24 protein-coding genes are annotated in these 26,253 nt (G+C 44.5%); 13 read left to right on the top strand and 11 right to left on the bottom strand.

Annotated features, from left to right (window positions below; genetic code table 11):
* The first annotated feature begins 278 nt into the window (after positions 1-278).
* The 7 genes from CO692_RS05760 to CO692_RS05790 all read left to right on the top strand — a co-directional run bounded on the left by CO692_RS05760 (position 279) and on the right by CO692_RS05790 (position 8,292).
* Entirely contained in the window at positions 279-1,685 is a 1,407-nt protein-coding gene (locus tag CO692_RS05760) for a TrkH family potassium uptake protein (RefSeq protein ID WP_008379338.1), read from the top strand.
* A gap of 198 nt (positions 1,686-1,883) precedes the next feature.
* A complete protein-coding gene (locus tag CO692_RS05765) occupies positions 1,884-3,233 on the top strand; it encodes a Mur ligase family protein (RefSeq protein WP_077452305.1) in 1,350 nt (449 codons plus the stop codon).
* Positions 3,226-3,897 (top strand): type 1 glutamine amidotransferase, encoded by a 672-nt coding sequence (locus CO692_RS05770; RefSeq protein ID WP_081117799.1) that lies wholly within the window; start codon positions 3,226-3,228, stop codon positions 3,895-3,897. The genes CO692_RS05765 and CO692_RS05770 overlap by 8 nt, the downstream gene beginning before the upstream one ends.
* A 187-nt stretch (positions 3,898-4,084) precedes the next feature.
* The gene (locus tag CO692_RS05775; protein ID WP_016609922.1) at positions 4,085-5,677 is read left to right on the top strand and encodes an alpha-glucoside-specific PTS transporter subunit IIBC; all 1,593 of its coding nucleotides are present in this window, start codon (positions 4,085-4,087) and stop codon (positions 5,675-5,677) included.
* 13 nt (positions 5,678-5,690) lie between these two features.
* Positions 5,691-7,022, top strand: coding sequence for a 6-phospho-alpha-glucosidase (locus CO692_RS05780; RefSeq protein WP_008379332.1), 1,332 nt, complete (start codon positions 5,691-5,693; stop codon positions 7,020-7,022).
* A 63-nt stretch (positions 7,023-7,085) separates the two neighbouring features.
* Positions 7,086-7,859: a MurR/RpiR family transcriptional regulator gene (locus tag CO692_RS05785; protein ID WP_077452306.1), complete on the top strand. Its 774-nt coding sequence runs from the start codon at positions 7,086-7,088 to the stop codon at positions 7,857-7,859.
* Complete coding sequence (locus CO692_RS05790) at positions 7,852-8,292, top strand: hypothetical protein (RefSeq protein WP_096741809.1); 441 nt, start codon at positions 7,852-7,854, stop codon at positions 8,290-8,292. Before CO692_RS05785 ends, CO692_RS05790 begins: the two co-directional genes overlap by 8 nt.
* A 55-nt stretch (positions 8,293-8,347) precedes the next feature.
* On the opposite strand, the gene CO692_RS05795 is transcribed toward CO692_RS05790, so the two are convergent.
* Both CO692_RS05795 and CO692_RS05800 read right to left on the bottom strand, forming a co-directional pair.
* Positions 8,348-9,178 carry an endonuclease/exonuclease/phosphatase family protein gene (locus CO692_RS05795; RefSeq protein ID WP_096741810.1) on the bottom strand — a complete coding sequence of 277 codons (831 nt, stop codon included), beginning with the start codon at positions 9,176-9,178 and terminating at the stop codon, positions 8,348-8,350.
* A 93-nt stretch (positions 9,179-9,271) separates the two neighbouring features.
* Complete coding sequence (locus CO692_RS05800; RefSeq protein WP_096741811.1) at positions 9,272-11,446, bottom strand: PTS transporter subunit IIBC; 2,175 nt, start codon at positions 11,444-11,446, stop codon at positions 9,272-9,274.
* A gap of 251 nt (positions 11,447-11,697) precedes the next feature.
* Here CO692_RS05800 and CO692_RS05805 point away from each other — a divergent pair, with 251 nt between their 5' ends.
* Both CO692_RS05805 and CO692_RS05810 read left to right on the top strand, forming a co-directional pair.
* The gene (locus tag CO692_RS05805) at positions 11,698-13,962 is read left to right on the top strand and encodes a glycoside hydrolase family 65 protein (RefSeq protein ID WP_096741812.1); all 2,265 of its coding nucleotides are present in this window, start codon (positions 11,698-11,700) and stop codon (positions 13,960-13,962) included.
* A gap of 107 nt (positions 13,963-14,069) precedes the next feature.
* On the top strand, positions 14,070-15,089 hold the full coding sequence (locus CO692_RS05810) for a LacI family DNA-binding transcriptional regulator (protein ID WP_005227844.1): 1,020 nt from the start codon (positions 14,070-14,072) through the stop codon (positions 15,087-15,089).
* Between the two features lie 77 nt (positions 15,090-15,166).
* Here the strand turns inward: CO692_RS05810 and CO692_RS05815 are convergent, their stop codons facing one another.
* The gene (locus tag CO692_RS05815; protein ID WP_005233536.1) at positions 15,167-16,132 is read right to left on the bottom strand and encodes a ribose-phosphate diphosphokinase; all 966 of its coding nucleotides are present in this window, start codon (positions 16,130-16,132) and stop codon (positions 15,167-15,169) included.
* A 71-nt stretch (positions 16,133-16,203) separates the two neighbouring features.
* Complete coding sequence (locus CO692_RS05820; protein ID WP_005233534.1) at positions 16,204-16,743, bottom strand: C39 family peptidase; 540 nt, start codon at positions 16,741-16,743, stop codon at positions 16,204-16,206.
* A 140-nt stretch (positions 16,744-16,883) separates the two neighbouring features.
* On the opposite strand from CO692_RS05820, the gene CO692_RS05830 reads away from it, so the two are divergent.
* Positions 16,884-18,776 (top strand): M13 family metallopeptidase, encoded by a 1,893-nt coding sequence (locus CO692_RS05830; RefSeq protein ID WP_096741813.1) that lies wholly within the window; start codon positions 16,884-16,886, stop codon positions 18,774-18,776.
* Positions 18,777-18,826: 50 nt separating this feature from the next.
* On the opposite strand, the gene CO692_RS05835 is transcribed toward CO692_RS05830, so the two are convergent.
* The 3 genes from CO692_RS05835 to CO692_RS05845 are packed head-to-tail and all read right to left on the bottom strand — an operon-like array spanning position 18,827 to position 20,429.
* Positions 18,827-19,126: a hypothetical protein gene (locus CO692_RS05835; protein WP_005227832.1), complete on the bottom strand. Its 300-nt coding sequence runs from the start codon at positions 19,124-19,126 to the stop codon at positions 18,827-18,829.
* The gene (locus tag CO692_RS05840; protein ID WP_005227824.1) at positions 19,127-19,690 is read right to left on the bottom strand and encodes a cysteine hydrolase family protein; all 564 of its coding nucleotides are present in this window, start codon (positions 19,688-19,690) and stop codon (positions 19,127-19,129) included.
* A gap of 43 nt (positions 19,691-19,733) precedes the next feature.
* The gene (locus tag CO692_RS05845) at positions 19,734-20,429 is read right to left on the bottom strand and encodes a 5'-methylthioadenosine/adenosylhomocysteine nucleosidase (RefSeq protein ID WP_096741814.1); all 696 of its coding nucleotides are present in this window, start codon (positions 20,427-20,429) and stop codon (positions 19,734-19,736) included.
* Positions 20,430-20,580: 151 nt separating this feature from the next.
* Here CO692_RS05845 and CO692_RS05850 point away from each other — a divergent pair, with 151 nt between their 5' ends.
* Entirely contained in the window at positions 20,581-21,183 is a 603-nt protein-coding gene (locus CO692_RS05850) for a class I SAM-dependent methyltransferase (RefSeq protein ID WP_086291616.1), read from the top strand.
* A gap of 57 nt (positions 21,184-21,240) precedes the next feature.
* On the opposite strand, the gene macP is transcribed toward CO692_RS05850, so the two are convergent.
* The gene (gene macP / locus CO692_RS05855; protein ID WP_005227820.1) at positions 21,241-21,537 is read right to left on the bottom strand and encodes a cell wall synthase accessory phosphoprotein MacP; all 297 of its coding nucleotides are present in this window, start codon (positions 21,535-21,537) and stop codon (positions 21,241-21,243) included.
* The gene (locus CO692_RS05860) at positions 21,530-22,108 is read right to left on the bottom strand and encodes an NUDIX hydrolase (protein ID WP_081117807.1); all 579 of its coding nucleotides are present in this window, start codon (positions 22,106-22,108) and stop codon (positions 21,530-21,532) included. Before CO692_RS05860 ends, macP begins: the two co-directional genes overlap by 8 nt.
* A gap of 218 nt (positions 22,109-22,326) precedes the next feature.
* On the opposite strand from CO692_RS05860, the gene CO692_RS05865 reads away from it, so the two are divergent.
* Positions 22,327-22,968, top strand: a complete 642-nt coding sequence (locus tag CO692_RS05865; RefSeq protein ID WP_081117808.1) for a 5-bromo-4-chloroindolyl phosphate hydrolysis family protein — start codon at positions 22,327-22,329, stop codon at positions 22,966-22,968.
* A 98-nt stretch (positions 22,969-23,066) separates the two neighbouring features.
* Positions 23,067-24,260 (top strand): toxic anion resistance protein, encoded by a 1,194-nt coding sequence (locus tag CO692_RS05870; RefSeq protein WP_060792554.1) that lies wholly within the window; start codon positions 23,067-23,069, stop codon positions 24,258-24,260.
* Between the two features lie 102 nt (positions 24,261-24,362).
* On the opposite strand, the gene CO692_RS05875 is transcribed toward CO692_RS05870, so the two are convergent.
* Both CO692_RS05875 and CO692_RS05880 read right to left on the bottom strand, forming a co-directional pair.
* The gene (locus tag CO692_RS05875; RefSeq protein WP_192940725.1) at positions 24,363-25,280 is read right to left on the bottom strand and encodes a D-ribose ABC transporter substrate-binding protein; all 918 of its coding nucleotides are present in this window, start codon (positions 25,278-25,280) and stop codon (positions 24,363-24,365) included.
* An 18-nt stretch (positions 25,281-25,298) separates the two neighbouring features.
* Positions 25,299-26,252: an ABC transporter permease gene (locus CO692_RS05880; protein WP_096741816.1), complete on the bottom strand. Its 954-nt coding sequence runs from the start codon at positions 26,250-26,252 to the stop codon at positions 25,299-25,301.
* Position 26,253 lies beyond the last annotated feature (1 nt).

Here is a 26,253-nt window from a genome sequence, read left to right on the forward strand (position 1 = left end):
CGTCGCTGTTATCTTTTACTTCTTTTATCTTCTCATAAATTGCTAGCGATTTCTTCTGAAATCGCGAAATCCTTACTGATTTACTTCGAGTTTTTAAGTTTCTTAAACAATCAAGCTGCCGCAAGAACCACAGCCTGATCATTTCTTCTCAACGACACTTTCCAAAAGCTTTTCCTTGCACAATTTCTGCTGCTCATAAATTCTATCCTGCTTTCTTTCAAATCTACTTGGTTCTTTGGTATACTGGGGATAGTTTATTTAGTGAGGGGTTTTTTGTAATGAACTTTACCCGCTTTGCTCGCTTGACACAGCGCAGGAGCAAAACATTTATTTCCCAGAATGTGTCTTCGATCCAAGTGATCGTTTTTTATTATATCGTGATGACGGTGGTCTCTTTGGGGCTTTTTTCACTCCCCTTCTTTCGGGAACCCGGCTCTCATGTCGCGTTTATCGATCTGTTCTTTATGGCGGTCAGCACGGTCAGTGTCACAGGGTTGACTACCTTCCCGATCAATGACGTATTTAACGACCGCGGGGTCATTTTATTGGAAGTCCTCTTTCAAGTCGGTGGTTTAGGGATCATGATGATCTCGACTTTTTTTGCGATCGTTTCACGGCGCAAAATCAGTTTAAAGCAGCGCCAGTTGATCATGACGGATATGAACCAGCCGAAGCTTAGCGGGATCGTTCGGATGATTCGAACGACGTTTACCATCATTTTAGTTTGTCAGTTGGTAGCAGGCACGATCTTCGCTGTTTATTTTCATCTTTACGGGTATTATGACAATTGGCGAGACGCGATCTTTTATGGGTTTTATCAAGCGATCTCTGCTGTGACCAACTCTGGCTTTGATGTGACGGGCAATTCCATCTTGCCGTTTTCCCATGATTATTTCTTCCTGACGTGTATCATGATTTTGATTTTTATCGGGGGGATCGGATTTCCAGTGATCATGGACTTTCGGGAATGGGTCCTTTTTAAAATGAAAAAACAACGCCGCCGCTTGCCGTTTCGCTTTTCTTTGTTCACAAAAATTGCTGTTTTGGCTTTCGTGATCCTCTTTGTCGGCGGCACATTAGCGATCTTTTTCCTTGAGAAAGATTATTTATTCAAAGATTACAGCTTTAGTGGTATGTGGATGAACAGCATGTTTTATTCTATGACAACGCGGAATGCTGGCTTGCAGATCCATGACTTAGGCAACTTCCAAACCACGACGTTGATCGTTTTCTCCTTGCTGATGTTTATTGGTTGTAGTCCCAGCTCTGTTGGTGGCGGGATTCGGACGACGACCATTGCCATCATTGGGCTGTACCTCTATGCCTTCTTAAAAAGTGAGGATAATATCAATATCTTTGGTCGCCGCATCGATCAAGATGACGTCCGCAAATCGGTGGTAGTCTTCATGCTTTCGATGGGCATGTGCTTCTTTTGTGTCTTATTCTTGACCGCCATCGAGGATATCCCTTTGATTGCCATCATTGTTGAGGTTTCCTCGGCCTTTGGAACCACAGGGCTTTCTTTAGGAATCACGGGCGATTTATCAACTATTGGCAAACTCGTGATTGCTCTTTTGATGTTTATTGGCCGTGTCGGTATGCTGTACACTTTGATGTTATTCGTACCAAAAGAAACACGTGACTTAGGTTACGAGTACCCAACGGAAAAAATCATTATCGGTTAAAGCAGCAGCAAACCTGACAGAAGGTTTGCTGTTTTGCTTTTCAAGCCTTTGATCAGCGCAAGTGAAAGAACCGTTTATCAACATGGTCTTTGCAGAAATTTAAAGAATCGCAAAAGCAATTTAACCTTTTTCTTGGTATATGGTATGATAAATTGAATTTGCACAATGAAAGCATTCGCTCTAATGGAGGGTTACATTATGGGAATACGAAGTCATCTGGCTGTTTCAGTCGGTAAGACCTCTCAATGGGTATTAAAGAACTTTTTCAAAGGCGGCTCAAGCCTGCCTGGTAAATTAGCATTAAAAGTTGATCCACATATATTAGATCATTTGGCGAAAGATTACCAAGTCGTCGTGATCACAGGCACCAACGGCAAAACATTGACAACTGCCTTGACTGTCAATATTTTGCGCCAAGAATTTGATGAAGTATTGACGAACCCCACCGGCGCCAATATGGTCCAAGGGATCGTTTCAACCTTTCTATCGGCACGCCCTAAAAAAGGCAAAAAATTTGCGGTTTTAGAAATTGATGAAGCCAGTCTCAGCAAAGTAACGAAGTACATCAAACCGGAATTGTTCGTTTTCACCAATATTTTCCGTGATCAAATGGACCGTTATGGCGAGATTTATACGACCTATAAAATGATCGTTGAAGGTGCCGCAAACTCACCGGAAGCAACGATCCTCTGCAATGGGGATTCGCCACTGTTCAATTCGGTAGCAACTGTCAATCCGCGGAAATACTATGGATTTGATCATTTACCAGATGAAGAGCAGATGGCCCATTACAATACGGATGGCGTGTTGTGTCCTGAGTGTCATCACATTTTGCATTATAAAATGATCACCTATGCCAATCTTGGAAAATACTACTGCCCAAATTGCGGCTTCCATCGACCAGAATTGGATTATAAACTGACGGAAATGACCGCAATGGACAACACCTCTGCTGATTTTGTGATCGATGGCAATGACTATCGCATCGAAGTCGGTGGGATGTACAATGTCTACAATGCGCTGGCGGCAACTGCGGTTGCGGAATATTATGGCGTAGCACCTGCAAAAATCAAAGCTGGTTTGGCCTATGACGAAAAAGTCTTTGGTCGCCAAGAAGTGATCCGCATCGGGGACAAAGAATGTACGTTAGTCTTAGTTAAAAACCCTGTTGGTTTGAACCAAGTCATTGATATGATCGGCCTGTCACCCTATCCTTTCTCGCTAGTCAGCTTGTTGAATGCCAACTACGCAGATGGGATCGACGTCAGCTGGATTTGGGATGGCGACCATGAAGCGTTTGCCGATATGGGGATTCCTCAAGTGATCGCTGGTGGTGATCGTCACAAAGATATGGCGTTGCGGCTAAAAGTTGCGGGGATCCCTGAAGAGAAAATCATTGAAACCCCTGAACTTGATGACGTCATCAAGCAAATCGCAGACTTACCTACAGAAAAAGTCTATATTTTAGCGACTTACACTGCAGTCTTGCAGCTACGCAAAAAACTTGCGGAAAAAGGCTATATCAAAGGAGGAATGAGTCGTGACTAAGTATCAACTGAATGTTGCCCACTTGTATGGAAATCTTTTGAATACTTATGGCGACAACGGCAATCTCTTGATGCTGCGCTACGTGGCCGAAAAACTAGGCGTGACCTTCAACGCAGAGGTCGTCAGCATTCACGAGCCCTTCGATCCTGAAAGATATGATCTCGTCTTTTTCGGTGGGGGACAAGATTTTGAACAAGTGATTGTTTCACAAGATATCCAATCAAAAAAAGAAGCCTTGACCAGCTATATCGAAAATGATGGCGTCATGCTGGCGATCTGCGGCGGCTATCAATTGCTAGGTCATTACTACATCGGTGCCAACGGCGAGAAAATCAAGGGGATCGGCGCCTTGGATCATTACACCTTGAGCCAAGAAAACAACCGGTTCATCGGTGACATCGTGATCCACAATGAAGAATTCGATGAGACCTATTATGGCTTTGAAAACCATAATGGCCGTACTTTCTTAGGTAAAGGGGAAAAACCATTGGGGAAAGTCATCCAAGGACAAGGAAACAATGGCGAAGACCAAACCGAAGGCGTGGTTTACCGCAATGTGTTCGGCTCTTACTTCCACGGACCGCTTCTCGCAAGAAATGAGCATTTGGCAGAGCGCTTGATCCGCACCGCCCTTGCCAATCGTTATGGCAACGTCGAAATTTAAATACACGTACTTAGCAAACAAACCTGTTTTTCGCAGGTTTGTTTTTTTATGGGAAATTTCCCCACAGTTGCCACCTTTTCTCTTTGTTTGCTTCTACGTTCCTATGCTGCCTCGTTTTATTGTAACCGCTATCTTTCTTTTCTATACTGAGGTTGTAGTAAAAATTGAAAGGAGATGTTAAGAAATTATGATGGAAAAAGTTCAGCGGTTTGGCGGTGCGATGTTTACCCCGGTCCTCTTGTTTTCCTTTTCAGGGATCATGGTCGCGCTGTGTATTATCTTTAAAAATCCGATGCTTGTGGGGAGCATCGCCACTGAAGGCTCTACTTGGTACAACATTTGGACGATCATTGAAAACGGAGCGTGGACGGTCTTCAACCAAATGGAATTATTATTTGTCATTGGATTACCGATCGGTCTCGCAAAAAAAGCCAATGCGCGAGCGGCAATGGAAGCCTTTGTCGTCTATATTACTTGTAATTATTTTATTTCTGGCATGATCGAGTACTTTGGTAACTTCTTCGGTGTCAACTTTGCAGCTGATCCCGGCGGTGAGAGTGGCTTGAAAATGATCGCTGGCATCAAAACATTAGATACTGGTATTATCGGAGCAATTTTTATTTCGGCGATCGTCGTCTATCTTCACAACAAGTTTTTCGATACGAAGCTGCCTGATTTTCTCGGAATCTTCCAAGGCTCTTCCTTTGTCGTGATCCTCGGTTTCTTTTTAATGCTGCCAGTTGCTTTCTTGATCGCATTGATTTGGCCGAAAGTCCAAGCTGGCATTGGGTCCATGCAAGGGTTTCTAGCAAGTGCTGGGGTCTTTGGGGTCTGGCTCTATACTTTCTTAGAGCGAATATTGATTCCCACAGGTCTCCATCATTTCGTGTATACCCCTTTTGTTTTTGGTCCCGCTGTCGTCGAAGAAGGAATCTCCAAATACTGGATGGCACATTTACAAGAATTTGCCCAATCCACCAGACCATTGAAAGAGCTTTTCCCTGAAGGGGGCTTTGCTTTACATGGCAATTCTAAGATCTTTGCTGCTCCAGGGATCGCTGCTGCTTTTTATTTCACAGCCAAGCCTGAGAACAAAAAGAAGGTCCTAGCGATTTTGATCCCTGCCACTTTAACTGCCGTTTTAGCTGGTATCACTGAGCCATTGGAATTCACCTTCCTCTTTATCTCACCACCCCTCTTTGCGGTGCACGCTGTTTTAGCAGCGACCATGGCGGCAACGATGTTTGCCTTCGGGGTCGTTGGAGATATGGGTGGCGGCTTGATCGATCTGTTGGCGAAGGTCTGGATTCCGCTATTTCAAAATCATCGCAGTATGATCTTCACGCAGCTGGTGATCGGGTTAGCCTTTACTGCCCTTTATTTCCTTGTTTTCCGCTTCTTGATCCTCAAATTTAAGTTAGCCACACCAGGACGGGAAGAAAACAATAGCGAAGTCAAACTGTACACCAAAAAAGATTACAAAGAAAAACAAGCCAACACTGGAACGCCAGTGATTGCTGGTGCCAATCGCTATACCGAACAAGCCGCAGTCTACTTAGAAGGGTTTGGCGGTCGCGACAACATTGATAAAGTCACTAATTGTGCCACTCGCCTAAGAATCACCGTCAAAGATCAAGACCAAGTGCTGCCAGATGATATCTTTAAAGGCGCTGGTGCCCATGGTGTCGTTCGCAACGGCAACGCCTTCCAAGTGATCGTTGGCCTGGATGTGCCACAAGTGAGAGAACAATTCGAAAAATTATTAGCTGTATCAGACTAAGGAGGAAACAAAAATGAAAAAATTTTCAATCGTGATCGCCGGAGGCGGCAGTACTTTTACCCCAGGAATCGTCTTGATGCTTTTGGAACACTTGGATCGTTTCCCGATTCGCCAAATCAAGTTTTACGACAATTTGGAAGAACGACAAGAAAAGGTGGCACAAGCTTGTGAGATTTTATTGAAAGAACGCGCACCCGAAATCAGTTTTTTAGCAACCACTGATCCCGAAACCGCATTTCAGGATGTCGATTTTGTGATGGCGCATATCCGAGTTGGCTTGTATGCGATGCGCGAAAAGGATGAAAAAATCCCTTTGAAATATGGTGTGGTCGGCCAAGAAACTTGTGGTCCTGGCGGGATCGCTTATGGGATGCGTTCTATCGGCGGTGTATTGGAGTTAGTCGATTATATGGAAAAATATTCTCCTGATGCGTGGATGTTGAATTATTCCAATCCCGCAGCGATCGTCGCAGAAGCGACTCGTAAATTACGCCCTGATGCCAAGATCATTAATATTTGTGATATGCCAGTGGGAATCGAAGAACGGATGGCGCAAGCGATCGGCTTAGCTTCTCGCAAAGAATTGGTGGTTCGCTATTATGGCTTGAATCACTTTGGCTGGTGGACAGATATACGAGACAAAGCTGGCAATGATTTGTTGCCGCAGATTCAGGCGCATGTGGCAAAATACGGCTATTCATTGCCAGAAGAGATCGAAGCGAGCCAACATGCTGATGCTAGCTGGATGCACACCTTTGCCAAAGCAAAAGAAGTGTACGAGGTTGATCCATCCACTTTGCCAAATACCTACTTGAAGTATTACTTTTTCCCTCAAGATGAAGTGGCGCACACCAACCCATCTTTTACACGGGCAAATGAAGTCATGGCTGGTCGCGAAAAACACGTCTTTGGTGAATGCCAACGCATCGTAGAAAACCAAACAGCGACTGACACCACGCTTGAAGTGGATGAACACGCCAGCTACATCGTTGACCTTGCACGAGCTATTGCTTATAACACGCAAGAACGAATGCTGTTGATCGTGCCTAACGAAGGAGCGATCGTCAACTTTGATGAGCAGGCAATGGTGGAAGTGCCTTGTATCGTCGGCAGTAACGGAGCAGAACCAATCACACAAGGCAAGATCCCTCGCTTCCAAAAAGGATTGATGGAACAACAAGTAGCCGTAGAAAAATTAGTCGTGGAAGCTTGGGCAGAGGGTTCTTATCAGAAGCTATGGCAAGCACTGATTCTTTCAAAAGTGGTACCAAATGCCCGTGTAGCCAAAGAATTACTCGATGAATTGATTGAAGCAAATCAAGCCTTTTGGCCAGAATTACACTAGCCAGCGTTCTTCGCCTCCCCTCCTGGCTTTTCAGCTATACTTAATCCATAAGGAGGGGTTTTTGTGAAATTACAGTATTTGATTCAACAGCACCAATCAGAGTTAAGTGAACTTGATCGTGGCATTCTGAACTATATTCTTTCCAACGGCGATACCGTTCTATCTATGGGGATCGTCGAGCTATCCGAGCAGGTTCACGTCTCAAAGTCATCTATTTTACGGTTGACGAAAAAACTTGGTTTTTCTGGCTATTCCGAGTTCAAATATTTTTTACGGCATCAGCAAGAACAGATAACAACGATTTCGCAGCAAAAAACGATTTTTGAAAAACAACAAGAGGATATTTTCGCCACCCTCAACTATTTAAAAACGGTAGACTTAGCTGCCCTCAACCGCTTGTTTGACCGCAGCAAAACCATCTACTGCTACCCAACTGGGTTTTCCCAAAAGAAAGCACTGGAGGAGTTTTCCAAAATGATGCTTTCTATGGAAAAACGAGTGATCGTATTGCCGAACAAAACGGAATTTGATATGGTCATGCCGATGATCACTGCCGAAGATTGTGTGATCATCGCCTCACTCAGCGGCGAAACAGAAAACGTCAAAGAGAATCTGACGACTTTTGCGATTCGTCAGATTCCCGTTTTGACATTGAGTGCGCCAGGAGATAATTATTTTGCTCGCCATTCAACGTTTCACCTGACCTATTATTGCGATTTTTTTCAAATCGGTCGCAAGAAAATCCCTAGCCAGTCTTTGATCGGACTGAGCTGCTTAATTGATTATTTGATCCGTTCCTACGGACTATTCACTTTACAGGAGGGCAACCATGACTAAACGAAAATGGGCGTTTCCATTGATTTTACTGAGTTATTGGCTTTTGATCGCCGGTGCTTACTATCTTTATCTTTCCTTGACTGCCTTCAACCATGGGATGACCTTTGCCCAGTACCTCAACTCGCAACCGTTAGCCGCTTTAGGGGTCTTGTTAAGTAGTCTCCTTTTGCTGCAAGGGGCTTGCCTGTACTTTATTCAACGGTTTTCCATGAGTAAAAAAGGCCTTTTGGGACAGTATTTATTCCTGATCTTCTTCCAGCAGTTACTGACAGCGAATGTCATCGGCGCAGGACTCGTCTTTTTTACAAGAAGAAGTCTTTCGAGTCAGGAGGAAAACGCAACTTGGGGCGAAAAGAGTTTTACCTATGGGGCATTAGCATTCATTCTTTTATTGAGTTTATTATTTTTCCTCCTTGTTCGATCAGCGATTTAACTTCCCCAAAAAGAAAAGCAGTGCCGGTTGGCACTGCTTTTTGCTGTCGTTTCTGCTAGTTTGGCTCTGTTTTTGAAGCAAAAACCACTTTGATTCCAAAGTGATCGCTGACGATCGGAGTACGCGTTCCGTCAAAAACGACTTCATATTCCGTTGCTTGCAGGTCATTTGAAGCAAAAACATAATCGATTCGCAACGCTTCTCGATTGTCTTGCCAACCATCAATGGCTTTAACGACAGAGGCTTCCCCGATCGTTTCAGCAGCCGTTAAAAAGCTGTCTTGCAGCTGCAAAGAGCTGTCAAGGACCAGTTGATGCCCAGAACTGGCGGCATCGTTGTTGAAATCACCTAGGATCAATAAGGTATCAGCCCGTTCTGCTAAAAATGCTTCTGTCTGTTGCCACTCGTAGGCAAATTTACCGTCTTGCCACCAAGAAAAATGACAGCTAATGACTTGTACGATCTGTCCATCGGCTTCAGTCACGCCGCTCAGGTTTTTGCGTGTGGTATGATCCCAGACATCCGTGGCTTGTGAAGCAAGGTATTCTTTGGCAATGATGGGCTGTTTGGACAATAAGGCATTGCCTTCGTGGTAAATGTCATAGCCTACATGACTGTAAGTCCATGACCAATAGTAATCACAGTCTAACAGTTGCAGTTCTTCCACTAGGCGTAAAGCAAAATTGTCCTCCTTGATTTCCACCAGCGTATCTGTTGGGCAATAAAGCCCATCGGGAACGATGGTTTGAGCAGCGATCGTTTGGTTGACTTCTTGCAAGGCGATGATGTCATAGTCGCCTGTTGCAATCTCTTTGGCGATCATTTTGCATTTTTCTAGCTGATTTTCTTCTAACCAGCTATGGGTGTTCAATGTTAATACCTTCATGAATAAGGCTCCTTCTCTCGGTTTGCTTGTACGATTCCATTTGAAAATAAAAGAGAGCGGGTCAACAAAAGAGTCGACCCGCTTGTCATTTTATTATAGTTTTACGATTCCAACAACTGCGGCTGCTTGTTGCTTGCCGATTTGGGTCAATTCAAAGGAATCGATTTGATCGCTGTTGGTCAACACTACAACGATGGTGGTGTCTTTGCCAGCAGCACTTACTGCAGCGAGATCCATCTCCGCTAACTTGTCACCGACCGCCACTTGTTGTCCTTCAGTGACAGCTACCGTAAAGGGTGCACCGTTTAAGTCAACGGTATCTAATCCCATGTGAACCAATACTTCGATGCCTTCATCAGAAAGCAAGCCGATCGCATGTTTCGTAGGGAAGATGTTGGTGACTTTCCCGCTGATTGGTGCGACAACTGGCGTCTGCTCTGGACGTATACCATAACCGTCACCCATCATTTTTTCCGCAAACACTTGGTCTTTGACAGAGGTGATCGGCATCACTTCTCCAGTGGCAACAGCAGCTAGTTCAGCGGTCACGCCTTGGCTTTGATGGGTAGTCGTTTCTACTGGTGCTTGACTAGCAGTCGGTTCGGGAATCGTGACACCAGAATCTAAGATATCTTGAATGTCTGATTTTAAGACATCTGCTTTCGGTCCATAGACTGCTTGCACGCCATTGTCTTTTACGATCAAGCCTAACGCCCCTGCGGCTTTCCACGCTTTTTCATCGCCGACCGCTTCTCGATTTTTCACAGAGACCCGTAAACGAGTCATACATGCATCAACGTCGGCGATATTTTCACGTCCACCTAATAAATGAATGATTTTCACGACTTGCGAATCTGGGTTCAAATGGCCATCCGCCGAAGCAGTTGCTGGCGCATCGCTGGCCCCTTCTGTTTCATAGTTGCCGTTTCTACCTGGTGTTGCAAAGTTGAATTTTTTGATCAAGAAGTTTGCCAAGAAATACATCCCGACACCAAAGACGATGGTCACTAACACAAAGTTGATCAAATCTTGTCCTAAACCGGCATTGATCGCCATTGGGGTACGGGTCAACAACTCGATATTCCCAAAAGAATGGACCCGTAAGTTGACGATATCCGCCATCGCAAACGCCGCCCCTTGTACGACTGCATAAACGATGTAAAGCGGTACGGCAGCAAACATAAACATGAACTCCAACGGTTCCGTTACCCCTGTCAAGAAGACAGCGATAGCAGCTGATAAATACATAGAGGTATATTTGTGCCGTTTGTCCGCATCGACATTGCGATACATGGCATAAGACAAGCCCATCAAGATCCCAGAGGAACCAATCATTTGTCCAACTTTAAAGCGGGCAGGAACAAAGTTGTCCAATAAAAATTGGTATTGTGACGTATCGCCAGCATTGCGCATGTTCACTAGATCCGTTGCCCAAGCAAGCCATAAGGGGTCTTGTCCAAAGACTTGTGTGCCGGCTTGTGCCCCAGAAAGAATCGTGTAGGTTCCACCTAATTCGGTGTAATTGATCGGGATCGTCAACATGTGATGCAGCCCGAATGGTAAGAGCAGCCGCTCCAAGGTTCCAAACAAGAACGGTGCTAAAACGGGCGCACTTTCTTGTGATTGCGCGATCCATAAACCGAAATTATTGATGCCGGCTTGAATGTAAGGCCAAACGATCGATAATACTAATGCGACGACCACTGAACGGGCAATCACCACGAAAGGGACGAAGCGTTTGCCGTTAAAGAAGGAAAGCGCATCCGGTAATTTGCGGAAATTATAGTATTTGTTGTAAGCTGTTGCCCCCACAAAACCAGCGATGATCCCGACAAAGACGCCCATGTTCAAAGCCGGTGCTTCTAGTACACTAGTAAAGAAGCCGTCGATCATGATCTTTGTCCCAAACAACGTATGGGTGAAGGCGCCTTCTTCGGTTAACATCGCGCTTGTCACGCCAAAGATCGAACCAGTGATCCGGTTGATCAAAATAAAGGCGATCCCAGCAGCAAATGCCCCACCAGCTCGCTCTTTTGCCCAACTACCACCAATAGCTAATGCAAATAATAAGTGCAGGTTACCAATAATTGCCCAACCAATGTTTTCAATGACGCCTCCTGTAGTGATCAAAAATGCCCAGTCGGCATTGATCATTGGGATCGTTTTCCCAATACTGATCATCAAACCAGCGGCTGGCATAACAGCGACAACCACCATTAGCGCTTTTCCGAATTTTTGCCAAAATTCGAAGCTCAATAATTTTTTCATCTTCCTTCTTCCTTCCCTGAATCGATTTACGCAATCGGTTTCTTAATGATTTCATTCTAACGGAGAAAAAAGATTTTGTAAACCCAGAAATATCAAAAGGTATTCTATTCGCTTTTTCGCCTTTATCTAACTGAATCTCTCCTTCTTTATGTTTCCCAACAGGAAAATCTACAAACGCAACAACTTTCACTTGACGATGCAATCGTTTGCGCTTATGATAGAGATATCAAAAAGATTCTGGAGGGACTTTCATGAAAAAAATCCAACGATTGTTCGAGATCGATCCATGGAAAATCGCGACATCTACCTTAGATAAAGAAAATCGTCGACTGCAAGAGTCGCTAACAAGCATCGGGAATGGCTACATGGGAATGCGCGGCAACTTTGAGGAACAATATAGCGGCGACCATCACTTAGGTACTTATATCGCAGGTGTCTGGTACCCAGACAAAACCCGTGTTGGCTGGTGGAAAAACGGCTATCCTGATTATTTTGGCAAAGTGATCAACGCGGTCAACTTTATTGCGATGGACCTATTTGTCAACGACCAGTTAGTCGACTTAGCAAAAATCAGCCCAAGTGATTTCTATTTAGAACTAGACATGGAAACTGGGATTTTGCGCCGTAACTACACTGTGTCTTCGGCAGGTGCAACGGTTAAATTCTCATTTGAACGCTTCTTGAGCATCGTAAAACGTGAACTTGCCCTCATTAAGATGGATGCTGAGATCATTGAAGGCGACGCTGAGATCAAAGTCGTTTCTAAACTAGATAACAACGTCCATAACGAAGACAGCAACTACGACGAACGTTTCTGGGAAGAATTAGATCATGGCCAAACCGAAACCTTCCATTACTTGACCACTCGGACTGTAGAAAATAATTTTGACATTGAACGCTTCACTGTCACTTCTGCTATGCGTCATAGCCAAACACCGATCGATTCCGTGAAAAGCGAACTTTGCGTCGCTGATACCTTTGCTTTTTCTGGGGCAGCCGGTGACACCTTCTCATTGATCAAAGAAGTCTTGATCGTTACGAGTCGTGATGTTCCCGCTCATGATCATCCAGCAAAAGTCACCGAATTAGGCACTTTATACAAAGCAGATTATGATGCGTTGCGTGCAGAACAAGTCGCTGCTTGGAAAGCCCGCTGGGATTTAGCTGATGTGATCATTGAAGGCGATGCTGCGGCGCAACAAGGGATTCGTTTCAACCTGTTCCAATTGTTCTCAACCTATTATGGTGAAGACGAGCGTCTGAACATTGGACCGAAAGGCTTTACTGGTGAAAAATATGGCGGTGCGACTTACTGGGATACCGAAGCCTATGCAGTCCCATTGTATTTGGCATTAGCAAAACCAGAAGTGACCCGCAACTTGTTGAAATACCGTCACAACCAATTGCCGCAAGCCCATATCAATGCGCAAAAACAAGGCTTAGCAGGTGCCCTTTACCCAATGGTGACCTTCACTGGGATCGAATGCCACAATGAGTGGGAGATCACTTTCGAAGAAATCCACCGAAATGGTGCCATCGCTTATGCCATCTACAACTATACGAATTATACTGGCGATACAAGTTACCTGAAAAAAGAAGGATTAGAAGTGTTAAGCGCGATCTCACGTTTCTGGGCAGATCGTGTCCACTATTCAAAACGCCAGCAAAAATACATGATCCATGGCGTTACAGGACCAAACGAATACGAAAACAATATCAATAACAACTGGTACACCAATAAAATGGCTACTTGGGTCTTAGCTTATACCTTAGCCAGCTATGAAGCCTTCAAAGACGAAGCGACTGTCACGATCTCAGACGAAGAACAAGCTAAATGGCAAGACATCATCGACAATATGTACTTCCCAGAAGACCAAGAGCTTGGTGTGTTCGTCCAGCATGATACCTTCTTAGACAAAGACTTGATGCCCGTTTCCGATCTTGATCCAAAACACTTGCCGTTAAACCAAAATTGGTCGTGGGATCATATCTTGCGCTCTTGCTTTATCAAGCAAGCCGATGTTTTGCAAGGGATCTACTTCTTCGGCGATCAATTCAGCAAAGAAGAAAAACAACGGAACTTTGATTTCTATGAGCCGATGACAGTGCATGAATCTTCCCTTTCCCCAAGTATTCATGCGATTTTGGCAGCGGAATTAGGTATGGAAGAAAAAGCGTTGGAAATGTATGAGCGGACTGCTCGTCTTGATTTGGACAATTACAACAATGATACCGATGATGGCTTGCACATCACTTCTATGACCGGCAGCTGGTTAGCGATCGTTCAAGGCTTTGCTCAAATGAAAACCGATCACGACCACTTAGGGTTTGCGCCATTCTTACCTAAAACGTGGAGCCGCTATGCCTTCCACATCAACTATCGTGGACGTCTGCTCTTCGTTTCCGTCAATGAGTCGACGGTGACTTTGAAAAAAATCAGCGGTGAGGCATTGCCAATCAAGGTGTATGGCAAAGACTATGTTTTAGAAGACGAAATCAGTACAGCGATCAACTAAACAAGCCTTCTGAAAGAAGAAATGTCTGCATTTCTTCTTTCTTTTGATTGGCTCTACCCTTGTGCCGACACTTTGTGATACTATAAGCTAAAAAAGGAGGGAAATCAGTGAGCATTACGGTCAAAGATGTCGCCAAAAAGGCTGGCGTCGCTACATCCACGGTTTCTCGTGTCGTAAACGATCATCCCAGCATTTCTGAAGATACCAAGAAGAAAGTGCGCAAAGTAATGGCAGAAATGGGCTATGTCCCCAATCTTGCAGCTCGAAATCTCGGCAAACAGATATCCAGTGCCATCGGCGTGATCTTGCCGCCTCTTGATTCGAAAGAACGACTAGGAAACCCCTTTTATTTAGAAACGATCGAAGCCATCAATGAAGAGGCCCGCCATCATCAAATGACGGTTGCCGTTGCCTCCGCCCGTGACTTTGCTACATTACTAAAAAACGTGGAACGGATGCACCTGCAAAAACAAGTAGATGGCTTTATTTTGGTCTATTCCGATGAAAAAGACCCCATCATCGATTATCTGGTCGAAAAAGAAGTCCCCTTTACCTTGATTGGTCAACCATACAGCAATGAAGACAAAATCGTTTTTGTCGATAATGACAACCAGTTGTTAGGCAAGCAAGCAACCGAGCATCTGATCGCCCAAGGGCATACGAAGATTTTATTTGCTACTAATACGACCCATGAAAATCTGTATTTCGAGCGTTTCTTCGGCTACCAAAAAGCCATGATGCTGGCAAATCTTCCCTTTTATCCAGCATTGACCTTTGAAAAAGCAGAAGATTACGTCACGTTTGAAGAAACGATCAAAGAATCCCAAGCAACGGCCATCGTCGTGATCGATGATCTGTTTGCTGTGCGGATTATTCAATTAGCGACGATGTATGGCTACAAAGTTCCCGACGATTTATCCATCATCAGTTTCAACAATTCGATCTTTGCTACTTTGACCCATCCGTATTTGACTAGTATCGATATCAACGTGTTGTCCTTAGGAAAAATCGCTACCGAACGGCTGATGGCGCAATTGAATCATGAAGATTCAAACGGCGTACAGCTGGTCGTACCACATAAGTTGATCAAACGAGAAACAGTCTTGAACCGCAACCAGTTGAACTGATCCGCTGGGTCTGGTCCACTTCCCCCACACGCAAAAGCACCCGCTGTCCCTAGGGATAGCGGGTGCTTTTCATATTTTTATTTATACTCTTTGCTTTCCAAGCGGAACAATGGACTCATTGGTGTATTTTCGTGAATGCGGCGAACGGCTTCCCCCATCAATTCAGCACAAGAAATGTAGTGCAGTTTTTCTGGATGGCGTTCTTCGCTAGTCCAGCAAGAATCGGTGACACAAATCCTTTCAATCGCTGATTGATCCAAAATTTCTTTAGCTGGCGGTGAAAGCAAGGCGTGAGAGACACAAGCATACACTTCGCTGGCACCAGCTTCCTTCAACAAGTCTGCCGCTTTTGCCAATGTATGGCCGGTATTTAAAATGTCATCAACCAAAATACATTTTTTCCCAACAACATCACCAATCACATAGCCGCCATCGGCTTCATCTTGATCGACGATCGCGATCGCTGTATCTAGGTATTCTGCCAAACTACGGGTCCGTTGAACACCGCTGTTTTTTGGTGAAACCACGACATAGTCGTCACCCGTCATTTTTTGTTCGCGATAATAATGGGCAAACAATGGAATCGTAAAGAGATTATCCACTGGGATGTCGAAAAAGCCTTGAACTTGGACGGCATGCAGATCAAGCGTCAAGATCCGAGAAGCTCCTGCTTCCACCAGCATATTGGCAATCAATTTTGCAGTGATCGGCTCATGCGGGTTGGCAGTTCGGTCTTGCCGTGCATATGCGTAATAAGGCAAAACGACATTGATGGTCTTCGCACTAGCCCGTTTCATGGCATCGATCATGATCAGCAACTCTAAATAATGATCATTGACGGGTTCATTCGTCGATTGAATGATATAAATATGGTCGCCCCGCACACTTTCTTCAATATTGATGGCAATCTCTCCATCACTAAACTGTGTCACTTTTGACTTCCCTAGTTCTGTACCGAAAACTTTCGCAATGTTTTCTGCTAATGGTAAATTTCCATTTAAACTAAAAATTTTCAACGAACTATCTTTATAACTTTCGCCCATGATTGCCTCCAATGAATGTGGTTGTTTTCTTCTATTCTAGCACAAAGTGACTGTTTTTTTAACCGTCTCGTTCAAGGAAGTGTGACGGTACCGTTTACCCAACTGGCGGGAATCACTTTTTTGTAGTTGCCCCAGTTGTCATGAACTTTAAAATAGCGTTCTCCGCTGGCGGTTTCAGCGTAGGCGTAAGCCACGACCCAATGATTGCCATATGTGCTACCTAAAGGCTTCAAAATACCGATGATCACCGGTTTGCCTTCGTCGATTCGTTTGCACGCTCGATGCCAACCGCCAACAACGGTCGCACGTCCGCGGTAAGGCAATTGGAATTGATCGAAAAACCGAGTCAATCCATGACTGACTTGCCAAGCGATCGTCGGCAACCCATGAGGCTGAATCAGCACACGCAGCATTTCCGTCACTACTGTCAGATCCCGCTGTTTTTTTCTGCGAAACGCTTTCGGGATGATCGTTTCATCGATGTAATCTTGATAGTAGGCCAAAAAGACGGCGGCCGCATAGGTGCCGCATAAATACCCTGAAGGAGTGACCCACTGCTTATACGGACGAAACCGCTCTTCGGCGATCCCTTTCCACTCTACTTGTTCCATCTCGTTCACCTGCCTTTTTTCTTATTATACCTTAGATTCTCCTCCTACTTGGATCAAAACCCTTTTTCGTCTAGAAAACTTTTCTTTGCGTCCTTAAAGATTTTGTTTCATAATAGTAGAAAGCGAGAGGAGCGAAAGACATGACAACCTTGTTAAAAGATGATTTTTATGACTATGTAAATGGCGAGTGGCTGGAGACCGCTGTTATTCCAGCAGATAAACCCGCTACGGGTGGATTCCAAGATCTCGTTGACGGAATCGATTCCTTAATGATCGCAGAATTTGGAAATATGGCACACGATCCCCATGCTACGCCAAAAGGCCGTATGAAGGATGCTGTGGCTTTTTACCGCTTAGCCAGCGATTTTGCCCAACGAGAGGCAGCTGGTGCTACTGAAGCAAGTGCACTATTAGCAAAAATCGAAGCGTTGCCTTCTTACGAGGAATTGAATCAGCAACTGGCAAGTTTCGTTTTAGAGGGCATTGCCTTGCCTTTCCAACTAGATGTCGATGCAGACATGAAAAATGCGCAAATGAATACTTTGTCGGTCTATCCGCCTGCTACTATTTTGCCGGATAAAACCTATTACACAGATAATCCCCAAGCAGGCGAAATGCTGCAAGTCTACTTTGAGATGGCTGTCAACGTTTTAGTTGCTTACGGAAAAGACCAAGCAGAAGCGGAATCGTTGGTAGAGCAAGCGATCGCATTTGATAAATTGATCGCCCCTCACGTCCGCAGTGCGGAAGAAAGTGCGGATTATAGCAAAAATTACAATCCTCGCTCCTTGGAAGAATTTGCAAAGCAAGCCAGCAAGATCGATTTTAGACAACTCTTGACGGCCCTTTTACCAGGGACACCAGAAGAGCTGATCGTAACGGAACCCGCTTACTTTGAAGCCTTTGACATTATTGTTTCTGATAGCCATTTTGAACTCTTGAAAGGCTGGATGATCGTCAACCAAAGCTTGCGCTATACTAGCTATCTGAGTGAAGAATTGCGTCAGTTAGGCGGAACCTACAGCCGCTACTTATCAGGGATCGATGAAGCGGCTCCCCAACAAAAAGCGGCTTATTACTTAACGATGGGTCATTTCAGTCAAGTGATCGGTGATTATTATGGACGCAAGTACTTTGGGGAAACAGCGAAAAAAGACGTCAAACATATGGTGGAAACAATGATTGCTGTCTACCAAGAGCGTTTGCGCAACAACACGTGGTTAAGTGAAGAAACCCGCCAAAAAGCGATTATCAAATTGAATCGTTTAGGTATCCATGTCGGGTACCCTGATCAAGTTCCTGTCATTTATGACCAGTTGCATACCGATGAAGAGAAAAGTCTGCTGGCAAATGCCTTGCATTTCAATCGTTTGTTCCGAGAAGATGCCTTCAAAAAATGGCAGCAGCCCGTGGATCGCGAGGAATGGGAAATGTCCGCCGCTACCGTGAATGCCTACTATCACCCATTTAAAAACGTGATCGTTTTCCCAGCGGCAATCTTACAAGCACCCTTTTATAGTTTGGAGCAATCCACCAGCGCAAATTATGGGGGGATCGGCGCGGTCATTGCTCATGAGATCTCCCACGCCTTTGACAACAACGGGGCAAAATTTGATGAATATGGTAATTTAAACAATTGGTGGACAGAGGAAGATTTGGCACACTTTGAACGCTTAGCTCAAGCGATGATCGACGAGTTTGATGGCCTGCCCTTTGCCGGCGGTACCGTAAATGGAACGTTGACTGTTTCTGAAAACATCGCCGATGCAGGCGGACTAAGCTGTGCGCTAGAAGCAGCGCAAAAAGAAAGCGATGTTTCTTTAGCAGACTTCTTCACCAATTGGGCAAAGATCTGGCGTACAAAAGCCAAAGAACAATACCAACAGCTCTTACTGTCGATCGATGTCCACGGACCAGCTAAACTACGGGCCAATATCCAAGTTCAAAATATCGATGAATTCTATACAACCTTTGATATCAAACCTGGTGACCCGATGTATCGTGCACCAGAAGATCGTGTGCAGATTTGGTAAACAAAAGCGCAAGCAGATTTTTCTGCTTGCGCTTTTTCTTCGCCAATTGTTTATTTCTGCAAAGCTTTTTTCATCATACTGATCACAGAATCGAATTGGGAATGCTCATTGACGACTTGATCGGCTTTTTGCCGATTGGGGCGGTCTTTTAGAAAGTCGAAGATTTGGTTTTCATTCTGGATGCCTAATTTAGCCATAAACTCATCCAAGTTCTGAAAATCCGTATACTTTTGTAAGAAGTCATTGTTCAACAACGCCTTCACATCAAGATCCCCTTTTTGATACGCTTGATAAAGGCTAGTCAGTTCACTGAAACTGAAATTTGCTTTTAATTGATCCATCCATCCCATTTATGCTTCCTCCTTCGCAGAAATGATTTTCGCGCCTAGGGTATTTTCAAAATGGCGTAGTGCCCATTCATGTCCGACCGCGTCAAAGCTGGCAACGGTATCTGCATCGATCACCAGTTGGTAGCCTAAATTATAGGCATCCACTGCTGTATGCAAGACACAGATGTCGGTACAAACGCCGGTCAGGTACAATTCCGTAATCCCTCTTTCCCGCAGACGGATGTCTAAGTCGGTACCGCTAAACGCGGAGTAATGACGCTTGTCGATCCAATAGACATTTGGCGCTTCCTGATAGTTTTCATAAAGCGGTGCTAGACGGCCGTAGAGATGTCGCCCCGTACTGCCCGCAAGATTGTGGGGTGGGAACAAGCGGTTTTCAGGATGATAGTTGTCCGTTTCCTCATGACGATCAATGGCAAAAACGACATACTCACCGGCTTCGATAAAGGCTTGCGTCCGAGCTACTAAGGCAGCTTCAATCGCTTGCCCAGCAGCACCCGTGGTCAATCGTCCCTCATCTGCAACAAAATCAAACGTATAATCAATGGATAGTAATGCTCTCATGCTTCCTTCCTCCTCGTACGGATCGGCTCTCCTGTTTTTTAAGTTACTTTAATGTTTCAACGAATGCCAAGACCATTTCAGCGGAACGCTTGCCAGCTTCTAAGATAAACTCATCAAAAGAGACGGTTGCTGCGTGGTCGGCGGTGTCGCTGATCGCGCGCACGATCAAGAAAGGAATATTGAATTGCTTCGCGGTCTGTGCGATCGCGGCGCCTTCCATCTCACAAGCCAAGGCATCTGGAAAATGTCCTAAAATCTCCTGTACTTTTTGCGGGTCATGAATGAAGCTGTCACCGGTAACGATCAGTCCCTTTTTCACGGTATGATGGGTCGCTTCTGCGGCTTTCGTCATCTCACTGATCAAATAGCGGCTGGCTTCATAATACAAAGGCATCCCACCAGGCAACTGGCCATATTCATAACCAAAGCCCGTCACATCGACATCAAAATAGGCCACTTTATCTGAGATCACTAAATCCCCTACTTGTAAACCGGCACCGATCCCACCAGCTGATCCAGTATTGATCACCATATTGACCCCGTATTGTTGGATCAATAAACTAGTGGTGATCGATGCCAGAACTTTGCCGATACCTGAACGAACGACGATCACTTCATGATTGCCGATACTTCCTGAAATAAATAGTGCGCCGCCGCGTTCCCAAGAAAGCGGTGAAATCAACTGTTCCCGCAACGCCTTGATTTCTTCCTCCATTGCACCAATAATACCAATTTTCATGTGTTTGCCTCCTGCTTCTCGTTTATTTTTCACCCTTTAAAATGAAAAACAACAGAAATTCCCACGTATCTACTGACGTGTTTTTCTCCTTTCATGATAAACTAGTTTTGACGAAACGAACAGTTTTTTGTCATTATAAAAGGAGGCACTTATGTCTGAAATTTTCAACGCCATGGCAGCAAAATACGATACCCCTGAACGGATCGCGTTAGCACACTTGGTCACCCAAACTCTTGAACCTTATTTTAAAGACAACCAGCACCAAACTCTGATCGATATCGGCGGCGGTACCGGCCTAGTAAGTCTGCCCTTAGCAGCTTATGTCCAGCACTTAGCTATCTGGGATACTGCCCCTAACATGATCGAGGTTTCTGAAAAAAAAATCAACCAACTGCAGCTGGCCAATGCTTCTGCAACTGTCCACGATCTGCTGCAAGAATCCTTACAAGCAAAAGCAGACGCGGTGCTGCTATCCCTCGTCTTGCTGCATATTCCTGACACAGCCCCTATGATGGAAAAACTATACGCCTTGCTGCAGCTGGGAGGAACCCTTTATCTAGTGGATTTCCTCAAAAATCCCGCCGTGTCTCACCCGCTGGTTCATAATGGGTTCGATCCTGCCGCATTGACTCAACTGGCTGAGACGACTGGTTTTGCAGTTACTTCCTTTACCGTTTTTCATGAAGCGGATCATTTGTTCATGAATCAGCCAGCTGCCATGTTTTTAGCTATTTTGAAAAAGCCGACCGAATAACAAAAAAGCCGCACTTGCAGAAGATGCAGAGACGGCTTTTTCTTAGTACTAGATGAATCACAACAAAAAGATCGCTAAACCGACGACGACTAACAATAAAGTGACGATCACGATGGCTTTCATTAAAAAGCGATTCAGATCCCGAGATTTTTGGTTCTCGCCCGCACGGGTCTTCGTGATTTCTTTGTTTTTCTTGCGGACTTTTCGGTAGTGGTTATCGATTTGTTTTTCTTTTTGTTTCCATTCTTTCTTGCTTTGTTTTTCTACGATTTGCTGATTGCGTTCAGCTGCCGCTTGTTCTTCTTCGCGTCGGCGTCGAAGCTCACTGCGGGTGATCAATGGTTCTTTAGGCAAGTCCGTTCCTCCGTTTCAATTCCAGCAACTCCCAAAATTGGATCGCAAACACGGTCTTCGCATCACAGATCGTTCCATCAGCGATAGCGGCTTGTGCCTGCTCTAAGTTCAATTCATAGACTTCCAGCACTTCGTCTTCGTCTTGCGGTAATGGATTGGTCACTTTTTCCAGCTCTTTCGCATAATAGACGTGCAAGATTTCATTCGCAAAGCCTGGTGAAAGGTACATAGAAGAAACGTGCTCCAGCGTTTTTGCACGATAGCCGGTCTCTTCTTCTAATTCCCGGGCACCAGTCAAATCCGGACGAGCACCTTCTCCTGGATCGATTTTTCCTGCTGGTATCTCTAAAATCACTCGCTCTAATGGTTTTCTGAATTGGCGAACGAACAGCATCTTGTTCTCACTCGTCAAGGCGATCACGGCCACACCGCCTGGGTGAAAGACGAGTTCTCGTTTGCTGGTCCCGCCATTTGGCAAGGAGACATCATCAACCACTACATCAATGATTTTGCCATGGAAAATTTCATTTCGTTGGATCGTTTTTTCTTCAAAATCTTTAAATTCTAACATCTATCGACACCTAACTTTCCTCATACGTCTTATCTATCAAACACTTTAGCATAATTTAGAAAAAATATCTTCTTAAGAAATAGCAAGAAAGCTTATGAATTTACTAAATATCGGAAAATCCACCCCAAGTCTGATATTTTTCTTTTAGTGAACATGCTAAAATAAAGATGTCGAATAACCCAATCTACTTGTCCAAGAGATTTTTAGGAGGAGGAAAAATGAAAAAAAACATCTGGCTGATCGTTGGTGCGATCGTCCTCATCAGTATTATTTTTAACGTAGTAGGCGATTCATTTGCGAGCCTATTATTAATCGTCGGTGCGATTTTAGTCTACGTCGGTATCAGAGGACGTAAAGTTCCAGCAACCGATCCACAAGTTTTGCCTTCTTTAACGAGAGAAAGAGAAGCCCATTACTTGAAAAGCGGGATGACTACTCGTGAGATCGAATTGTTCCGGGAAACGATGAATCAGACGAAACACCAAATCGATAAATACCAAAAAAATATCACTAGCAATAACAAGTTAAAAGCCATTGACTTGCGTCACGATGCTTTGCGTGCCTCAAAAGCTCTTTTCAAAGAACTCGTAAAAGAACCAACCAAGCTGCCTTTGGCAAGTCATTTCCTTTATACCCACTTGCCCAATATGGTCGATTTGACCGATAAGTTCATTGAAATCAATAGCCATGAGATCAAAAGTCGTGAGACCTATGATAAAATCGAAGAAAGCACCCAAATCATCGAGCAAATGGCTTCCTTGATCGCCAAAGACTACTCCCAATTTGTAGCAGACGATCTTGATGACATGGATGTTGAGTTATCCATTGCCAAACAAAGCATAAAACGAGATAATGAATAGGGATAGATTCTGATTGGCAACAAGAAAAGAATCTAAAAAAAAAATCTAGCCCAGGCTAGATTTTTTTCGAAAGCAGACACTTATTAGGAGGAGTTATTATGAGTGAAACACCAAATCAAGCAAAACCCGTAACGGATACGCTTGACGATTTATTGAACAACCCATTTTCAACCCCTGTCGACACTTTGACCACCACTCAACAAGCGGAGATCAGTCAGCTGAAAGAACAGCAAACGGCACCGCGTTTGATTGATAAATTACCGCCAGAGCGTCAAGCACAGGCCCAAGAATTAGCCAGCAAGATCGATGCAACTGACCAACAAGCGGTCATCACCTATGGTGCAGCTGCCCAAACCAAACTTGGAGAGTTTTCCCAATCCATGTTGAACCATGTCCAAGCAGCTGATATCGGCCCTGTGGGCGACTCATTGACTGAGTTGATGTATCGCTTGCAAGAAGCCAATCCAGACGAACTGCGTGCAGGTGAAGGCAACTTATTCAAGCGGATGTTTGGTAAAGTAAAACAATCCATTTTTGAAATCACCGCTAAATACCAAAAAATCGGTGCCCAAATCGACAAGATCGCCGTCAAATTGGATAAAGAAAAAGACGGTTTACTAAAAGACAACATGATGTTGGAACAGTTGTATCAAAAGAACAAAGATTACTTTGATGCATTGAACATCTACATTGCCGCTGGCGAGTTGAAGATGCAAGAATTGCAAACCAAAATCATTCCTGAAGCTATGAAAAAAGCAGAAGAAACGAATGATCAAATGGACGTACAGATTGCCAACGATTACACGCAATTCCTAGATCGTTTAGACAAACGGACTCATGACTTGCGCTTGGCACGTCAAATCACGATCCAACAGGCACCGCAAATTCGCCTGATCCAAAACACGAACCAAGCGCTAGCAGAAAAAATCCAAGCTTCTGTCAATACAGCGATCCCACTATGGAAAAATCAAGTGGTGATTGCCTTGACTTTATTGCGTCAAAAAGATGCAGTTACGGCACAGCGTCAAGTTTCTGAGACCACCAATGATCTATTGAAGAAAAACTCAGAAATGTTGAAAGTTTCTGCTATTGAAACAGCGAAAGAAAACGAACGCGGCATCGTCGACATCGAAACATTGCAAAAAACACAAAACGACCTTGTGGAAACGATCCAAGAAACATTACGGATCCAAAAAGAAGGAAAAGAAAAACGTCGGGCTGCCGAAGTGGAATTGGGTCATCTAGAAGAAGACTTGAAAGACCGCTTATTGGATTTAACTAGCAACAAGTAAACGAAACATCACGCATTAAAGAAAGCCCCTCTTTGGTGACCTGAATGGTCAGCCAAAGAGGGGCTTTCGATGTTAAAAGTAGGAAATGCATTGAGCGCCAAATTATTTTTTCACCAACTCTAATGGTGAATCGATTTGTTCAGCGACTGTTTTCCCTTGGAAATGGTCAAACGCTGCCTGCAAAGCAAGGCGGCCCATTTCTTCTGGTTTTTGAGCGATCGTTGCCGTCATTCTACCTTCTTCGATGGCTTTGAGACCGTCTTCAGTACCGTCAAACCCGACAATCACTACGCCTTCTCGGTTTCCAATCGCTTCGGCTGCCCCTAAAGCCATTTCATCGTTTTGTGCAAAGACGCCTTGAATGTCATTGTTGGCTTGGAGGATATTTTCCATAACCGTTAATCCTTCTGCTCGATTGAAGTTTGCGGATTGCTTTTCAACAACATCCAGTTTGTCTTTGGCATAATCATCAAAGCCTTTTCCCCGCTCTCTGGTTGCAGAAGCGCCAGGGACGCCTTCAAGTTCTACCACTTTTGCGTTTTCCCCTAATTGTTCGAGGATAAATTCTGCTGCCATTTTCCCGCCTTCTTCATTATTGGAGGCAACAGTCGTCAAAAGCGTTCCTCCATCGCTACTACGGTCGATGGCAATAACTGGGATGTTGGCATTATTAGCGGCTTCAACAGCTGGGACGATAGCAGCAGAATCAACGGGATTGATCAAAAGCACATCCACGCCTTGTTGGATCAAATCATCAATATCATTGCTTTGCTTGGCAGTATCATCTTGGGCATCAACAAAGCGTACATCGGTGTCATTTTCCTCAGCCAATTGATTGATCCCCTCTTGCATGGAAACAAAAAACGGGTTATTGAGGGTGGAGATCGATACACCAACTGTCAATTCTGAAGCTGCTTTTTCCTCACTTTGTGTCTCACTACTGCCACCATTGTCCAATGTTGCCGCTCCACATCCAGAAAGTACCAATAAGCCTGCTGCCAATAAAAACATTTTTTTCATAATAGATCCTCCTATTTTTTATTTCCTTTTCCGATCCAGTAACACTGCAATTACGATCACGATCCCTTTAACGATTTGTTGATAAAAACTTGAGACACCCAATAGATTTAAACCATTGTTCAACGTACCAATGATCAATGCCCCGATTAACGTACCAAAAATTCTGCCTCTTCCACCAGATAAGCTCGTACCACCTAAAACGACTGCTGCAATCGCATCCATTTCATAGGCTTGGCCTGCTGTTGGTTGCGCAGAATTCAGCCTAGAAGTGATGATCATGCCACTGATTGAAGCCATCAATCCGGAGATCGAATAAATGATCAGTTTTATCTTATCGATTTTCACACCGGCAATAAAAGCGGCCTTTTCATTGCCACCGATGGCATAGGTTTTTCGTCCGAAGGCTATGCGATGAAGCAACAAGAACAAAAGAAAGAACACGAGAAACATCAATACGACTGGAAAAGGAATCCCGAAAAGATACCCACGACCAATAAAGCTGAATAGAAAGCTGTCACCTAGTCCAGTGATTGGATTTCCATTGGTGTACACTAAGGTAGCACCCCGATAGATCGTCATCGTTGCTAAGGTTGCGATAAACGGCGCCATTTTTCCTTTTGAGATCAGTAGTCCATTCAACGCACCAAGGATCGCTCCACTTAGTAACCCAATCAAAATAGCGACTAAAGGTGCCACCCCATTGGCCATCATTCCTGCTGTCAAGGCACTGGAAAGTGCCAAGGTGGACCCTACAGACAAATCAATGCCCCCGGTCAAAATGACAAAGGTCATTCCGAATGCAATAAAGCCATTCGCTGCGACTTGCCGCAAAAGATTCAACAAATTACTGGGTGATAAAAAGCTTGGATTTAAGGCAGTGACAGCAGCCACTAGAGCAATCAAAGCGAGTAAAGGTCCCAATTTACTAATTGATTCCGAGAGTTGTTTTGTTTTCATACCACTTTTTTCCATA

Source organism: Enterococcus sp. FDAARGOS_375, assembly GCF_002393265.1.
Classification (GTDB): Bacteria; Bacillota; Bacilli; order Lactobacillales; family Enterococcaceae; genus Enterococcus_D; species Enterococcus_D innesii.

Coding starts and splice junctions, on each gene's coding strand:
- CO692_RS05760 (WP_008379338.1), top strand. CDS start 279: ATGAACTTTACCCGCTTTGCTCGCTTGACACAGCGCAGGAGCAAAACA.
- CO692_RS05765 (WP_077452305.1), top strand. CDS start 1,884: ATGGGAATACGAAGTCATCTGGCTGTTTCAGTCGGTAAGACCTCTCAA.
- CO692_RS05775 (WP_016609922.1), top strand. CDS start 4,085: ATGATGGAAAAAGTTCAGCGGTTTGGCGGTGCGATGTTTACCCCGGTC.
- CO692_RS05780 (WP_008379332.1), top strand. CDS start 5,691: ATGAAAAAATTTTCAATCGTGATCGCCGGAGGCGGCAGTACTTTTACC.
- CO692_RS05790 (WP_096741809.1), top strand. CDS start 7,852: ATGACTAAACGAAAATGGGCGTTTCCATTGATTTTACTGAGTTATTGG.
- CO692_RS05795 (WP_096741810.1), bottom strand. CDS start 9,178: ATGAAGGTATTAACATTGAACACCCATAGCTGGTTAGAAGAAAATCAG.
- CO692_RS05800 (WP_096741811.1), bottom strand. CDS start 11,446: ATGAAAAAATTATTGAGCTTCGAATTTTGGCAAAAATTCGGAAAAGCG.
- CO692_RS05805 (WP_096741812.1), top strand. CDS start 11,698: ATGAAAAAAATCCAACGATTGTTCGAGATCGATCCATGGAAAATCGCG.
- CO692_RS05815 (WP_005233536.1), bottom strand. CDS start 16,132: ATGGGCGAAAGTTATAAAGATAGTTCGTTGAAAATTTTTAGTTTAAAT.
- CO692_RS05820 (WP_005233534.1), bottom strand. CDS start 16,743: ATGGAACAAGTAGAGTGGAAAGGGATCGCCGAAGAGCGGTTTCGTCCG.
- CO692_RS05830 (WP_096741813.1), top strand. CDS start 16,884: ATGACAACCTTGTTAAAAGATGATTTTTATGACTATGTAAATGGCGAG.
- CO692_RS05835 (WP_005227832.1), bottom strand. CDS start 19,126: ATGGGATGGATGGATCAATTAAAAGCAAATTTCAGTTTCAGTGAACTG.
- CO692_RS05840 (WP_005227824.1), bottom strand. CDS start 19,690: ATGAGAGCATTACTATCCATTGATTATACGTTTGATTTTGTTGCAGAT.
- CO692_RS05845 (WP_096741814.1), bottom strand. CDS start 20,429: ATGAAAATTGGTATTATTGGTGCAATGGAGGAAGAAATCAAGGCGTTG.
- CO692_RS05850 (WP_086291616.1), top strand. CDS start 20,581: ATGTCTGAAATTTTCAACGCCATGGCAGCAAAATACGATACCCCTGAA.
- CO692_RS05860 (WP_081117807.1), bottom strand. CDS start 22,108: ATGTTAGAATTTAAAGATTTTGAAGAAAAAACGATCCAACGAAATGAA.
- CO692_RS05865 (WP_081117808.1), top strand. CDS start 22,327: ATGAAAAAAAACATCTGGCTGATCGTTGGTGCGATCGTCCTCATCAGT.
- CO692_RS05870 (WP_060792554.1), top strand. CDS start 23,067: ATGAGTGAAACACCAAATCAAGCAAAACCCGTAACGGATACGCTTGAC.
- CO692_RS05875 (WP_192940725.1), bottom strand. CDS start 25,280: ATGAAAAAAATGTTTTTATTGGCAGCAGGCTTATTGGTACTTTCTGGA.
- CO692_RS05880 (WP_096741816.1), bottom strand. CDS start 26,252: ATGGAAAAAAGTGGTATGAAAACAAAACAACTCTCGGAATCAATTAGT.